Origin of the sequence: Sulfuriroseicoccus oceanibius, assembly GCF_010681825.2 — a bacterium.
Taxonomy (GTDB): Bacteria; Verrucomicrobiota; Verrucomicrobiia; order Verrucomicrobiales; family SLCJ01; genus Sulfuriroseicoccus; species Sulfuriroseicoccus oceanibius.
In genome coordinates this window covers 1,446,263-1,461,198 of record NZ_CP066776.1, presented here as the reverse complement: position 1 = coordinate 1,461,198, position 14,936 = coordinate 1,446,263, and the positions used below count along the sequence as shown (strand labels likewise).

Annotated in this window: 13 protein-coding genes; 5 read left to right on the top strand and 8 right to left on the bottom strand. The window is 59.3% G+C overall.

Annotated elements, in window-relative coordinates; genetic code table 11:
- The first annotated feature begins 352 nt into the window (after positions 1–352).
- Both G3M56_RS05775 and G3M56_RS05770 read left to right on the top strand, forming a co-directional pair.
- Complete coding sequence (locus G3M56_RS05775; RefSeq protein WP_164362752.1) at positions 353–904, top strand: RNA recognition motif domain-containing protein; 552 nt, start codon at positions 353–355, stop codon at positions 902–904.
- 140 nt (positions 905–1,044) lie between these two features.
- A complete protein-coding gene (locus G3M56_RS05770) occupies positions 1,045–1,533 on the top strand; it encodes a gamma-glutamylcyclotransferase family protein (protein ID WP_164362751.1) in 489 nt (162 codons plus the stop codon).
- 90 nt (positions 1,534–1,623) lie between these two features.
- On the opposite strand, the gene G3M56_RS05765 is transcribed toward G3M56_RS05770, so the two are convergent.
- Positions 1,624–2,280, bottom strand: coding sequence for a PEP-CTERM sorting domain-containing protein (locus tag G3M56_RS05765; RefSeq protein ID WP_164362750.1), 657 nt, complete (start codon positions 2,278–2,280; stop codon positions 1,624–1,626).
- A gap of 431 nt (positions 2,281–2,711) precedes the next feature.
- Between G3M56_RS05765 and G3M56_RS05760 the strand changes: the two genes are divergently transcribed.
- The 3 genes from G3M56_RS05760 to G3M56_RS05750 are packed head-to-tail and all read left to right on the top strand — an operon-like array spanning position 2,712 to position 6,361.
- Positions 2,712–3,419: a transporter gene (locus G3M56_RS05760; protein WP_164362749.1), complete on the top strand. Its 708-nt coding sequence runs from the start codon at positions 2,712–2,714 to the stop codon at positions 3,417–3,419.
- Positions 3,420–3,431: 12 nt separating this feature from the next.
- Positions 3,432–4,886: a DUF1254 domain-containing protein gene (locus tag G3M56_RS05755; protein ID WP_164362748.1), complete on the top strand. Its 1,455-nt coding sequence runs from the start codon at positions 3,432–3,434 to the stop codon at positions 4,884–4,886.
- A 26-nt stretch (positions 4,887–4,912) separates the two neighbouring features.
- Positions 4,913–6,361, top strand: coding sequence for a DUF1254 domain-containing protein (locus G3M56_RS05750; RefSeq protein WP_164362747.1), 1,449 nt, complete (start codon positions 4,913–4,915; stop codon positions 6,359–6,361).
- 26 nt (positions 6,362–6,387) lie between these two features.
- Here G3M56_RS05750 and G3M56_RS05745 read toward each other — a convergent pair whose 3' ends face one another.
- From G3M56_RS05745 to ccoN, 7 genes are all read right to left on the bottom strand, one after another.
- Positions 6,388–8,790, bottom strand: a complete 2,403-nt coding sequence (locus G3M56_RS05745) for a heavy metal translocating P-type ATPase metal-binding domain-containing protein (protein ID WP_164362746.1) — start codon at positions 8,788–8,790, stop codon at positions 6,388–6,390.
- Between the two features lie 249 nt (positions 8,791–9,039).
- Complete coding sequence (locus G3M56_RS05740) at positions 9,040–9,744, bottom strand: sulfite exporter TauE/SafE family protein (RefSeq protein ID WP_164362745.1); 705 nt, start codon at positions 9,742–9,744, stop codon at positions 9,040–9,042.
- Positions 9,741–10,001, bottom strand: a complete 261-nt coding sequence (locus G3M56_RS05735) for a hypothetical protein (RefSeq protein ID WP_164362743.1) — start codon at positions 9,999–10,001, stop codon at positions 9,741–9,743. The genes G3M56_RS05740 and G3M56_RS05735 overlap by 4 nt, the downstream gene beginning before the upstream one ends.
- On the bottom strand, positions 9,998–11,476 hold the full coding sequence (gene ccoG / locus G3M56_RS05730; RefSeq protein ID WP_164362741.1) for a cytochrome c oxidase accessory protein CcoG: 1,479 nt from the start codon (positions 11,474–11,476) through the stop codon (positions 9,998–10,000). Before ccoG ends, G3M56_RS05735 begins: the two co-directional genes overlap by 4 nt.
- A 41-nt stretch (positions 11,477–11,517) precedes the next feature.
- Entirely contained in the window at positions 11,518–12,195 is a 678-nt protein-coding gene (locus tag G3M56_RS05725) for a cbb3-type cytochrome c oxidase N-terminal domain-containing protein (protein WP_164362739.1), read from the bottom strand.
- Positions 12,196–12,203: 8 nt separating this feature from the next.
- Positions 12,204–12,392, bottom strand: coding sequence for a hypothetical protein (locus G3M56_RS05720; RefSeq protein ID WP_164362737.1), 189 nt, complete (start codon positions 12,390–12,392; stop codon positions 12,204–12,206).
- A gap of 28 nt (positions 12,393–12,420) precedes the next feature.
- Positions 12,421–14,907, bottom strand: a complete 2,487-nt coding sequence (gene ccoN / locus G3M56_RS05715) for a cytochrome-c oxidase, cbb3-type subunit I (RefSeq protein WP_164362735.1) — start codon at positions 14,905–14,907, stop codon at positions 12,421–12,423.
- Between the last annotated feature and the right edge of the window lie 29 nt (positions 14,908–14,936).

The window sequence follows — 14,936 nt, the reverse complement described above, 5'->3', positions numbered from 1 at the left end:
CGTCTCTCGATCACGCCATCGGCTCACATGCCGTCCGGGCGTCACGGATCAACGGGCACGTGCCATCAGACACGGACAAACAACCCACAACGGGTGGAGCTCTGTCTTTCTACCGCAACGAACCGACCGCAACCAATCCGGCTCCGGCCATTCGGTTCATGCACCGATTCCGTCCATCGGCATCTGCCTACTGCGCCCCGCGAAGGCGTGGAGGCTCACCCCCGACCACACTCCGGCACACGCCGGATCCCCGTGGCCAAAGGTGCCCCCGGTAGATCAGAGGCTCCACTGCTCAGACCGCTGGCAATCCCTCAAATCGGAACGCCAGCCACCCATAATCAGTGAAGTCAAAATGACCACATCCACATCATCCAGCTCTTCCCGAGGCGGCCGCCGCCGATCGGGTGGAAACCGCTCGTCGTCCACCCGACGCAACAATAACGGCAACCGCAACCGCGGACCACGCAAACCGAAGAAACTCACGTTCTGGCAGAAGGTCCTCAAAGCTCTCGGCATCGAGCCAAAGCAGACCAACAAAGGCACCGGCCGACCAAAGAGCGTCAAGCGCGTCTCCGGCAACGAGCAAAAAGGCCAGCAAGGCGGCGAAAAGAAAAAGCGCGCGAAACGCACCCCTGAGATCATCCCGGTCGAGTCCCCACGACTCTACATCGGCAACCTCAGCTACGACGCCTCCGAGGCCGACCTCACCGAGCTCTTCTCCGGTGTCGGCACCGTCAAGGAAGTCGAAATCATCAGCCACCGCCACACCCAGCGCTCAAAGGGCTACGGCTTCCTCGAAATGACCACCACCGACGAAGCAAAGCGCGCCGTCGAGGTGCTCCACGACCAGGACTTCATGGGCCGCAAGCTCGTCGTCTCCGGCGCCAAGGTGCGCAAAGACTAAGCGCGACCTGCTTCCGCATTTCCACCCCGTTCCGCACCGGCCCAAGCCACCGCGGAGCGGGGTGTTTTACTTCCTACTTCCTACTTCCTACTTCCTACTTCCTACTTCCTACTTCCTACTTCCTACTTCCTACTTCCATCATGTTCCGACTCTTCGTTTACGGCTCGCTCAAACGCGGACTCGAATACCACGACCGCTTCTGCTCCGGCGCGGAGGACATCACCCAGGCCACGCTCCACGGCAAACTCTTCCACCTCGAAGAAGGTTACCCCGGCCTGATACTCCCTGAGTCCACTATTCTCGCCCACGGCTGTACGGATTATCTCCGTGACCTTGAGATCCAGGACCAACACAACGCTCTCAGCCCGCTTCCTGAGACGCCGCCAGCCGACACCCAATGCGTGCACGGCGAACTAATGCACTTCCCCAATCCCATCGACTCCCTACCTGCCATCGATTGGCTCGAAGAGTTCACCCCCGGCGAGCCCTCACCCTACCAACGCGTGCTCACCACCATCATGGCGGACCACCGCCCGCTCGCTGCATGGACCTACATCGCCACCGATCTGGCAATGCCCAACGCCATCCCCGTCCCCAACGGCAACTGGACCGGCCCGCCAAGTTCATAAGCGCCCAGCCTTTACACAAAAATGCCGCAGACCCTGGAGAGGGCTGCGGCATTCTCATTGTCGGACCGTCTCAGTCCGCAAAAATCCAACCTATTTGCGACGGCGCAAAATCAACGCAAGTCCGCCAAGTCCAAGCAACGCTGCAGACGATGGCTCTGGCACTGCTGTGTATTCAACCGTAAATCCAGCAATCGAGCTACGGGTCGAGCCATTGCGCACGGGAGTCGTAATGCTCAAATCACCGGTCACGCCGGTCACCACGGTGGTCGCATGTGCGTTGCTCAGTCCGCCAAGGTTTCCATCGTTGGTCACCGAGTTCGCCACGCCATTGACTGTGATATCGTTAAAACCGCCACCTCCATTGTCCGACGCACTGAAGATCGTCACCGTGTAGAATCCAGTGGCAATGGCCCCCATATTGAGGCTGATGGTTACCCCCCGGTCATTGGCATCGTCGAGATACCCATGGAACAGGCTTTCCTCCACCGTGACCGGCGTCCCGTTCATCCGATAGGTGCCGCGACCACTGAAAGTCACCGTCGCGCTTTGTCCGGTGTCCGAGGTAACCAGCGTATCGGTTGGCGTGCTTCCGCCACCCGACACGTTGTTCCAGTCCGCCTGCGTCACGCCATACAGGTCACCGCTAACACTTGTGTTTGTACTGCCGGTAAAGTTGATGGCGAGCGTGGCAGCATTCGCTGACACCGCCATCGCAAGACCAGCCAAAACAGAAATCGTCTTATTCATCGTCTTTTTTGAGGTTGGGCTCTCTCCGCGGGAGGTCATGAAACTAACTCATCGCTTCCGCTGAGACAAAATCACTTATCACCTCCCTAACCCAAACGCAAGACCATTGCACCAAAATGCAAAGAACTGTCCTCCTCTCATGAGCTGCGGCTCTTTCATATCCACCCCGCAACACCACCCTCCAAAATACTGACAAAGCAGCACAAACACACCGGCACCCCCTGCCCCAATCAATCGTTCGAATCCGTTAATCCTCTACAAGTCGTAGCGCCATAGCCTCCTCTCCTCCTCCAGGCACTCCTGAAAATTTACCAGCCATCGCCATGAACTGCACCCTGCCCGTCCTCTTAGGCATCACTCTCTCATTCCCGGCGCACCAATCTGTCGCTGACGACGATCTCGCAGCAAAGGCGCAAAACCCCATCGCCTCCATGATCAGCCTCCCCATCGACACCTCGGTGGACTTCGGAGCGGACAACGGCACCGCGGTGATCTCCAACATCCAACCCGTCATACCAACCCAAATTGGCGATTGGAATTTGGTAAGCAGGTTCATCCTACCCGTGGCCTACGTGGAGGGCGCGATTGGCAGCCTCCCCTCCATTCCCGAAATACCAGATATCCCCACCGATGAAGTCTTCGGACTTGGCGACTTGAACTACACCGGCTTCTTGTCGCCGGCGAAATCGGGGGCTGTCATTTGGGGCGTTGGACCATCATTGATGTTCCCCAGCGCGACGGACCCTCTGCTCGGAGCTGAAAAATGGAGCCTTGGCCCCAGCGCAGTCATTCTAACCCAGCCCAAACCCTGGTCTCTCGGGCTGCTGGGCCGCCACTTATGGTCGGTCGGGGGCGCATCCGACCGCGCCGACGTCAACCAGACGCTGCTGCAACCTTTTGTGAACTACAACCTGGACAATGGCTGGTACCTGATGACCGACCCCGTCGTCCTGGCCAACTGGCAAGCCGCGCCCGGCCAACGATGGAGCGTCCCCGTAGGCGGCGGTATCGGCCGTATGTTCAAAATCGGCAACCAACCGCTCAACGCCCGGCTCCGCGGGTATTACAACGTCGAGCGCCCGAGCGGAGCCCCCGAATGGAGCGTCAACTTCTCACTCGCATTCCTCTTTCCAAAATAGCCGCCCAATCCAATGAAAGCCGCCCTCTCCTTCTTGATCTCAGGACTCCTCGCCCTCTCAGGAGCACACGCTGCCGACCATGAAGCGTGGAAAGAGCTCTCCGCGCTCGACGCTCCCGGAGGTTACCCAACAGCCGAAGCCTCCGCCCGCCTCTATGACGAACTGGACTTCCAACGCGCCGTCCAAGTCTACCTCTGGGCATTGCCCGCGATGAACATCGATGCCATGCGCCAGGGCTCGGAGGCCACGTTCGGAGCGGGAAACCACATCCTCCCCGTCTGGAAGGACCGACTCAACACCCGAACCCGCGTCACCACCCCGAACTCAGACGTCGTCTACGCCATGAGTTATCTGGACCTGAAGAACGGGCCGGTTGTGGTCGAAGTCCCTCCAAAACTCCAGGGCATGTTCTGCACGTTCTGGCACCGCCCATTGTGCGATGTGGGATTCGTCGGTCCGGACAAGGGCGAAGGAGGCAAATACCTGCTACTTCCCCCGGACTATGAGGGCGAAGCCCCCGAGGGATTTTTCACTTTCAAATCCGAGACCTACCGCGTCTTCCTCTTCTGGCGGGGCTTCCTGGTCGACGGCAAAACCGACAACGCAGTGCAAACCATCGAGCAGACCCGTGTCTACCCCTTGGGCAAAAAGGACTCGGCCACCCGGATGACCTTCCCCAACGCCTCGGAAAAGCCGTCTAACATGCTCGTCACGCAGGACATCAGCTACTTCGAAAACCTCAAAAAGTTCATCGACTACGAACCCGCTCATCGCGAGGACTTCGCCATGCGGGGCATGATGGCAACCCTCGGAATCATCAAAGGCGAGCCATTCGAACCCGACGCACGCATGCAGGCCATCCTCAACCGCGCTGCCAATGTGGCTTGGAAGATCGCCTCCGCCCAGCGCTACGAGCGTAGGATGGAAGGAACACTCCGTTACCCGGACCGGCAATACGACGAGGGCTTCATCGGCGGCAGCGAAGTCTTCGAAGGCAAATCATTCCTCAACCTGGATGCCCGCACCGCCTTCTTCCGCTTCGCCTATTCCAGCAGTCCAGGAATGGTCGTCGACATGGTAGGCAAAGGCTCGAAATACCCACTCACCTTCAAGGACGCCGACGGCAACTTCCTCATGGGGCAAAACCACTACAAGCTCCACCTACCCGCCGGGATCCCTGCGGAAAACTTCTGGGCCGTCACCCTCTATGACGCCCCCACCGCAGCGGGAGTCAACAAACCCGGACAACTCATCCCGTCGCTCAGCTCCCAGGGCGAGCTCAAATACAACGAGGACGGATCGATCGACCTCTACTTCGGCCCGGACAAACCGGAGTCCGCCCCCGAGTCCAACTACATCGGCACCAATCCGGCGGAAGGGTTCTTCGTCGTGATCCGCCTCTACAGCCCGGGCAAAGCCTACTTCGACAAATCCTGGAAACCCGACGACGTCGTCAAGATCGACTAACACTACACCGCCCAAAAAGCCACGCCATGAAAGCGCCCAGCACACTGCTCCTCGCCGGCACCCTCGTCACGCTCACTCTTGGAGCACCAGCCGAGCCCGAATCCATCGACACCCGCATCGGCAAGCTCGAGTTCACCCACGACTTCGCCAATGGCTACCCCACCGATGAAACGGTCGATGCCCTGTTCAACGAACTCGACTTCCAACGGGCCTGCCAAACCTACCTGTGGGCGCTTCCGTTGGTCTCGATGGCCCAGTGGCAATATGCCCACGAACAACAACTCGGCGCCGAGAACGGTCAGATTATTCTCTTCGAGAGCTATCAGGACAAACTCGGCGGACTCACCTACAACGCCACCACTCCCTACGCGCTCCCATTCATCAACTTGGTCGAGGGTCCATGGATTGTCATCATGCCAAAGGGAGAGGTCCGCGGAGCCGCACACGACATGTGGCAAATTGGCATCACTCAGATCACCGAGCCCGGCAAATACCTCTTTGTCGCCCCCGGACAGGACGTGCCGGAAGATGCTGAAGCCGAAGGGTTCAAAGTCTACCAATCGCCGACCAACAGCCTTCTGCTGGGGATCAGACTCATGCCGAAAGAGAAAGCCGATCGTATGGCTCTACTTGAGCAAATTGCCATCTACCCATGGAGCGAGCGGGACGCCCCAAAACCTCGTGGCTTCATCACGCCGGATGGAAAACCATGGCTGGCAGCCCAACCTCGCGGCATGGAGTATTGGACCCGCCTGGCTGAGATCATCGACCGTGAGCCTGTGTTTGAGCGCGATCGCCTCTTCCTCGCCATGCTCAAACCACTGGGAATCGAGAAAGGCAAACCATTCACTCCGAATGATCGCCAAACCAAGATCCTCACCGAGGCTGCGCTGGTCGGCGAAGCGATGGCAAAAGCCAATGACTTCGTCAAACGGATGGAGGATGCCCACTACGTCGATGGATCCCAGTGGGAATTTGCCACGGTCTCCCCGCCGGATCAGCGCCGCGAACATTACGACGCCTTGGACGGCCGCGCAGCTTGGTTCTATGAAGCCGTCACCAACGACATCGCCATGCACGGCCAGAAAACCGGTAAAGGGCAAGTCTACCTCGCCACTTACAAAGACAAGGACGGAGATTGGCTCGACGGAGGAACCAACTACCAACTCCACGTCCCGCCAAACGCCCCCGCCAAAGCCTTTTGGTCGATCACCCTCTACGATGTGGCCACGCGCTGCCTGCTGGTCAACGAACACCAAATCGCTGACCGTTCATCCCGCATGGACCTCCACCCGAACGCCGATGGATCAGTGACCATCTACATGGGGCCGGACAAGCCAGAGGGAGATGCTGCAAAGAACTGGATCCCGACCGTGGCCGGCAAGGCTTGGTTTCCCTACTTCCGCCTCTACTCACCCGAAAAGCCATTCCTCGATCGCAGATGGATCCTGCCCGACATCGAAAAAGCAAACTAGTCCGGGACACGCCGCCATCACCCTCGCTACCGCCGCAATTGGCGGAAGCTGCCAGCAACGATCGCCAGTGAGAGCACGGAGCCCACGGGCATGATGATGGCGGCGATCAATGGATGCATCAGCCCCATCAGGCACAAGCTGATGGCCGCCAGGTTGTAGACCACCGCAAACACAAATGCCCGCATCACCGCCCGTCCGCGCACGTCGGCGATGCGCCACAGCGTCTGCAAATAAGCCATCCCCTGGCCAAACACACAGAAGTCCGCACGGTCCGCCAACGCCGCACGGTCTGACACCACCGTCGCCGATACCGTGGCCTCGTCGCAGGCGAGTGCGTCGTTGGCTCCATCGCCGACAAACAACACAGGGCGTCCCGCCGCTTCCTCTGCTTTGATCAACTGCGCCTTCTCCTCAGGCAGGAACCCGGCACGGCGATGCTGCGGCGCCACGCCCAACGAGTCCCCGATGTGGTCGACTTTCTCCGGTCGGTCGCCACTGACAATTCCCACCTGATAGCCACGCCCGGCCATCCAATCGACCGCCGCCACCGACTGCGGGCGCGCACCATCCACCAGCTGGAATGCCTCGACCACGCGGCCATCGCACGCCAGCACAGAGTCCACTCCGGCCGGAGCCTCGTCCGCCGCCCACGATGGCCGACCCAACCGCCAAACGCGCCCGGATTGGTCACGCCACGCCACACCCAAACCTGGGTAATCATCGACCGATGCCGCATCCGCACGGGCACCGGCGTCCCGCATCTTCTGCCCACGCACCCCGAGCGTGTCACGCAAACTGCGCGCCACCGGGTGGACACTCCCCGCGGTCAGCGCCGCCAAGGCATACGCACCCGAATCATCCAGCCGCTTCACGGCTTCCGGGTTCACCAGCGACGGCAGTTCCATGGTGAGAGTTCCAGTTTTGTCGAACCAAATGGCGCGCACTTTCTTCAGACGTCCCCACAGGTTCTCCCTGCGGATGAAAATCCCGGCGGACTGTGCCCGCATCCGTGCCAGGTCATCGGCCAGCGGCATCGAAACCCCGAGCGCACACGGGCACGACACCACCAACACCGAAACAAACACCTGCAGGCTCGTGATCGGATCCCCCGAGCGTGCCCACCAGACAACCCCGCCCACAATGGCAATCACCATCACCACCGCGACGTAGATTGCCAATGTCTTCTCAAGAATTGGGTTGCGCGGCGTACCCTCGCGCCCGTCGCCCATGCGCTCGAGCATCGACCCTTCCCAATCCTCCTCCGCCTCAAAAGTCGCCACCGAGCGCCCCAGGTTGATCGCGCCGGCAGGCAACTGCGCCCCCACCTTCCACTCGCGCGCCTCTGACTCACCAGTGATCCATTCCAGACTACAGGTCACGTCGCGGTCCACCACCGACGAGGCAATTGGAACCACTCCGCCCGGATCCACTTCGTAGCGCATCCCTTTGACCAAATCCCCGGACTCCACGCGCTCGCCGGAACCGGCAGCCCGTACCGCATCCGGCCGCAGTGTCTGCTTTTCCGCGTCCGCCCGTTGACGGTTCACTGCCATCAGCTGGATGCAGCGCCCACCGAGCATCAGGAACAAAAAGATCGAAACAAAGTCGAAGTAGAAAAGCCCGGAGTGCCCGGTCATCCAGCCGACAAACGACCCCAGAAACGCCACTGTCACGCCCAGCGCGATCGGCACGTCCATGTGGATGATCCGCGCCCGCAGCGACACCAACGCCCGACGGATGAAATAACTCCCACCAGAGAAAAACGCCAAGGTCGCCGACAGCACGATGATCCAGTCAAACACACCGGCGAACATGAAATCCTCCGGCATCCCGAGATAGCGCGGCAAGGTGAACGCCATTCCATTCAACGCCAGCGCACCACACATCCCCGCACGGATCTGCAAATCGCGCAGCTCCCGCGAGCGACTCTCCCTTTCCCCCAGCGGAGTCAATCGGTAGCCAAATCGCAACAACTCACCAGCCAACTGCATCAGCGCGTCGCTCTTGCCTACTTCCCACCGCACAGTGATCTCCCCCGACGCCGGAGCCAGATCCGGAGCCGCCACGCCCTCGACCTTCGAGGCAATGCGCTCGACCAACCACACGCACCCGACGCACGTCACCCCATCGAGATGCGCCTTAAGCTGGAGCAACCCCGTGCTCCGCCCGTCATCGAGCGCTTGTTGTTCCGCCACCGCGACCGCTTCCTTCAACCACGGAAAATCCGCCTCGTCGAATACCTTGCCGCGCACCGGCGGCAGGTTGGACTTCCCCTTGAAATCGTAGAACCGCTGCAGCCCTTCCTCGTGGATCAGCTGGTACACGTACTCGCAGCCGGAACAACAAAACGCATCATCAGTAGACGCTGGAGTAAACGGCGTACCGCAATGACGGCAGGGCTTGGTATCGTGCTCAGGGGATTGGGCCATAATCGGGCGCGTCGCGCTCAAAGAGCGGCTCGGTTTAGTTTGGACAGGATTAACATGATTCACGTGATTAACCACCGAATCTCTAAACTGAAAGCGTCAAAAAACTCTCTGGAAGGAGTCCATTTCGCTGCACACCAAAATCATGTCCATCCTGTGAATCCTGTCAGAAGCCTCTCTTCATGACCCTTCCCCATTTGCCTCCCCTTTGGGATCTTTGGGTCTTTGCGTGAGCACCCTCCCCCGCTCAGGTCACAGCCCCGGAGGACAGCAGTCCGGCACACCCTGGGAGCTCTCGATAAAGAACAAGGTCCCGCGCAAGCGCCACGCCATCATCGCAGCCGCGGCCACCGCCAAGCCGCGTCGCGTCCAATCAAATGCCTGCGGTGTCATCCAGGCGCGCAGTTTGTTGAACGATCCCTGCGCCACCCAAAGCAGCGGCACCGTACCCAGCGCGAACGCCGCCATAAATTCACCACCCTTCGCCGCGGACCCGCTCAAAAGCGATGCGGTCAACACCAGGTAAAGCGGCGCACACGGAAGCAGCGGCGTCGCCAGTCCCAGCAACAACGCCCCGCGCTGCTGCGACATCTTGAAAATCTTCAGCTTCAACCGCGCCGAAAAGCGCACCAGAAACTTCGGCTTCGGCAACCGCCGCTCAAGCCCGGTCGCCACCAACAAAAACACAATCACCAATGTCCACGGCAACACCACCGCCGGACTGTCGAGCAATAGGTTCAGCGGCTCGGCTCCTATCGCCCCCGCCACGCATCCCAGCACCGCATACGACAAAAAGCGCCCGCCGTGGTAAAGCGACGCACTCACCTGAGCCGCCGCCCCCTTGCCTCCGCCGACGCCACAGGCCAGCGGACCGCACATCCCCACACAGTGCAAACTCGTGACCAGCCCTGCAATGAACGCACCGCTCGCCGAATGAATCGCAGCTCCGTCGATCATTGCGCCTCCTCCTTGGTTTCCACCTCAGCAGCAGATCCACCATGCTCCGCAGCATCGGCTGCCGCCTTCTCCATTTGTGCCGCCGGATGCCCTGACCCGGGCACCACGCCTTCAGGATAGGTTTCCCCTTTGCGCGGATCGTAACTTTGCGGACGGTTCCCCAGCGCCAGCTTGAACAACACAAGCCATGAACCGATCAGCACGAGAAACGCGATGATCACCCACAACCACGGACGCTTGGAAAACACATTGCTCATCGCTTGTTCTGCTCTGCTTCAATCTTCTTCTTCAACTCCTCGCGCTGCTTCTCCAGATCATCCGCGTTGGTCCCGCCGAGATCCGGCCCGAGGAATTTGATCTTACGCACATACTCGGTGTCCGCCCCTTCCTCGTGCAACACGAGCTCAAAGTCGGCCTGGCCGGTGTAGTGCTCTTTGGTCTGCGTCACCACCACGGAGAACTCCACATCATCGAGTGCTCCCACGGTGAAGATTTCACCTTCCGAGGATGCGGTCATCCCTTCCGGCGCATTCTGCAGCTCCAAAGTATAGCGGCTCTCACGATCGCGCTTGTTCGTGATCACCACGTTGAACTGATTGCGCACCAGGGTCTCGTCGTGGAAGAACGTCATACCGCGCATCCGCACCGCTTCCAGTCGGGCCGGCTGCAGTGAGGTCAGCGCCAAGGACATCACAAACGTCCCGATGCAGAACAACACAATGTAAATGAACACACGCGGGCGCAGCACCCGGCGCTTCTGCCCTTCCATGCCATTGAGCGAGTCATAGCGCACCAGCCCTTTCGGACGCTTGAGCTTGGTCATGATCTCGTCACAGGCATCGACACAAGCCGCGCAGCCGATGCACTCCATCTGCAAGCCATTGCGGATATCGATCCCGGTCGGGCAAACCTGGACACAGCGACGGCAGTCAATACAATCGCCCACCGGCGTGTCACTGCCCTTTTTCTTCTTCCCGCGCGGCTCACCCCGTCGTTTGTCGTAACCAATGACCATCGTGTCGTCATCAGTCAGCGCCGACTGGATACGGCCGTACGGGCAAAGGATGATGCAGAACTGCTCACGGAACCAGGCGAAGCAGAAGTAGAGAACCAACGACAGGAACGTCACCACGCCAAACACCTGGGCATTCGCCGAAGGCGAGGTCTGCATGAACTCATACAACTTTGGCAGCGACACAAAGTACGCCAAAAACAGATGCGCGATCCCCGTCGCCATCAGCAGGTAGATCGCGTGCTTGAGCACACGCTTGAAAATCTTCTGCGGCCCCCACGGCGCCGCATCCAGCTTGCGCCGCGCCTGGTGGTCACCATCGATCCACCTCTCCACCCGCCGGAACATGTGCTCGAGAAACACCGTGTACGGACAGGTCCAGCCACACCACAGACGCCCAAACAACGACGTCACGAAGAACAAGGTGAACCCAAGCCCCGTGATCAAAAAGAACAACAACCACACGTCCTGTGTGATCAAGGTCAGCCCGAACAAATGGAACCGACCATTGGCGACATCAAAAAACACCGCCGGATAGTTGCCCACCTTGATGATCGGCAACGCGATGTAGATCGCCAGCAACAACAAAGCGAACCAACGACGCCCGGTAGTGAATCGCCCGCGGACATCCGCGGGATGAAGAACAAACTTGGATCCGTCACGATTGATCGTCGTGACGGAGTCCAGGTTCGGAGTTTTGTTGCGAACAGAACGAGACATAAGACACTTCAGTCAACGAGCCCTCGCTCGATCACAACTCCCTATGCAGGATCAGCGGCAGGAGCTGCTTCCTCCGCAGCCGCGTCGGAAGCCTCACCCTCGGCAGCAGCACCTTCACCCATGCCTTCCGGCATCTCGTGATGGCTCAGCACGAACGCGACCACCTTGGTCACACGGGTCTTGCCGAGCACCGGCTCCCACGCCTGCATCCCTTTGGTCTTATCGGGAGACCCATTGGTCACAATGTTCAGCACGTTCATTGGATCGCTACCGTAGAGCCATTCGCTGTCGTTGAGTGGCACACCGGAGAGCTTGATCCCGTCGTTCGTCGCGGAAAGGTCACGGCCATGGCACACCGCGCAAGTTTCCATGAACTGCTTGCGACCTTCTTCGACGAAAGCTGTGTTGCGGCTGGCTTCCCACAACTTGGCATCGCTCAGCACGCCGAGCTCACGCTCCAGACGCTCGGCCTCGATACGGGCAATGCGGTCCAGCTCGTTCTCCATCTTCTCATCGTCGGTCGCACCCGAGCCCACCTGGTAGTAGAGCACCCAGAACACAGCGAAGAAGATCACCGTGATGTAGAAAGTCCACAGCCACCAGTTTGGCAGCTTTTGGTCGAACTCCTGAATACCGTCGTACTCGTGCGGCATCAGAATCGGCTCATCACCGCTCGGCTTCTGATCCTGGTTCTTCGGGTCGTTTGGTTGTTGGTCCATAGATCGAATTAGTTATCGCTCAAATTCTTCATCTCGCCGTCGTCAAGCGGCTTGGCTGCCATCTCGTCGAGCTTATTGCGGTGGGTGTGCAGCGCACGCAGCGTCCAGTACCCCAGCACGAACATGAAACACAGCGTGGAGATCGCGGGGAGCCCCCACTCACTGACCCAGCTCTCGACTACGACTAGCTTGAACATGACGTAAATTGGTTCTCAGATTCGCGGCTTACAGTCCGTAGCCCTTGATGTCTTCACGCGTGGTGTCCGGTGTGTTGAAGAACGTCTTGTCCGGCAGATCCTGCTCGAGATCGCGTTCCTCTTCTTCCGCCTTCACCTCTTCGTAGGCACCCAGCTTCTGCAAGTAGGCGATCAGCGCGATGATCTTGGTATCCGGATCCACGTTGCGGCCGTTCTCCTGCAAATCCTGGGCGATTTCCAATGCCTGAAGTCGGGCACGGTCGATAATCGCATCGCTGATCATTGGTACACCGAGCTGCTGCTGGACTTCCACCTTCTTCGGCAGCGCCTTGTAGTCGGTCTTCTGATCGAACAACCAAGGATAGGCCGGCATGATCGAATCTTCGACCACATCGCGTGGGTCGAGCATGTGGTCGTAGTGCCATGTGTTCGGGCGCTTGCCGCCTTCACGTGCCAAATCCGGACCGGTACGCTTGGAGCCCCACTGGAATGGGAAGTCATAGATGCTCTCACCGATGCGGCTGTGGTCACCGTAGCGCAACACATCAGGCACCATCGTACGGATCTGCTGCGAGTGACAGTTGTAGCATCCCTCGGCGATGTAGATGTCGCGTCCAGCCAGCTCAAGCGGCGTGTACGGCACCTGCAATCGGTCTTGGATATTGGCCGCGCGGTTGATGGTCACGTTCGGAATGATCTGAACCATCCCGCCAATCGCCACCGCGATGAAGGTCAGAATCGTGAATGGCAGGTAGTTCTCAAGCAAGCGGTGGTACCACTCGCCCCACTTCAACCCAGCCGCCTTGAACTTCTGCACCGCGAAGTACACAAAGACCAGGAAGATCAATCCGCACGCCACGTTCATCCCGACCGGCGCAAAGAACATACCGAGCAAGAACACGAGACCGACGAAGAAGTAGACCACCGGGTCGTTCATGAAGGTCACCTTGAAGCCCATGGCGTCCTGGTTTTCGGTGCGGGTCACCACGTACTCACGCACGTCTTCCACCGTTTTGCCCTTCTTCATGGTCATGAAGATGTTCCAGACCAGGATGAAGTAACCGGCGAGGTAAAGCAGACCACCGACGCCTCGAGCAATATAGAGTCCCTTGATCGCACCCACGGTCTTCACGAAGTCAGGCTGGGCCAGCATGGTGCCACCTTCCTTGGTGCCATTGAGCATCAGCCCCTGGGTGATACCCGCCGCCCACATCGAGCCGACGTAGATCAGAATCCCCACCAGACCAATCCAGAAGTGAAGGTTGGCTCCGGCCTTGGAGTACAGGGCGCGGCCGTAGAGTCGTGGCGCCAGCCAGTAGAACATACCGGCAGCCATGAAGCCGTTCCAGCCGAGCGTTCCACCGTGCACGTGACCCACGATCCAGTCGGTGTAGTGACCGAGCGCGTTGACGGCGCGGATCGAAAGCAGCGGCCCTTCAAAGGTCGACATCCCGTAGAAGGTGATGCCCACCACGAAGAACTTGATCACCGGGTCGGTGCGCAGCTTGTCCCAAGCCCCGCGGAGGGTGAGCAAACCATTGAGCATACCACCCCAGGATGGAGCCCAAAGCATCAGCGAGAAGAACATCCCGATCATCTGCAACCACTTCGGAAGGCCCGTGTTGAGCAAGTGGTGCGGGCCGGCCCAGATGTAGATGAACACCAGCGACCAGAAGTGAATGATGGAAAGTCGGTACGAGTAAACCGGACGCTCCGCCGCCTTCGGCATGAAGTAGTACATGATGCCGAGCACCGGCGTCGTAAGGAAGAATGCCACCGCGTTGTGGCCATACCACCACTGCACCAGCGCGTCCTGCACACCACCGAAGATCGGGTAGCTATGGGTCAGGCTGGTCGGGATCGACAAGTGGTTCACAATGTAGAGCATCGCTACGGTGACGATGGTCGCGATGTAGAACCAAAGCGCCACGTAGAGCGACGGCTCGTTGCGTCGCTTCAGCGTCCAGAAGAAGTTCCATCCGAAGATCACCCACACCACGGCCACCATGATGTTGATCGGCCAGATCAGCTCGGCGTACTCCTTACCACGGGTGAAGCCCGCAGGAATGGTCAGTGCAGCCAGCACAATAATCGTCTGCCAGCCCCAGAAATGGAGCCACGTCAGCAGCGACGACGCCGTGCGCTGCTTGCAAAGTCGCTGGGTGGAATAGTAAACCCCGGCGAAAACCATGTTGCCCACAAAGGCGAAAATAGCCGCGTTCGTGTGCAGCGGACGCAAGCGCCCGAAGGTGATGTACTCGATCCCCGTCGTATCGAACACCGGCACCCATCCCATGCCAGGGAGTGCATTCAAGCCGCTGGTGATCTTCTGAAGGAACAGACTGTTCATCTCCCAGAACGGCATCTGGAAGGCGGCGATCACGCCCGCCAGCATCCCCACGATCCCCCAAATAATCGACGCCCACATGAAGTAGCGCACTGATTTGTCTTCAAACTGAATCGTCTCGTTACGGACGTCAGTTGCCGCTGCGTCGTTCGTCGCCTTGTCGTGCATAGGTTGTGTTGTTGGTCAGATAATGGAGG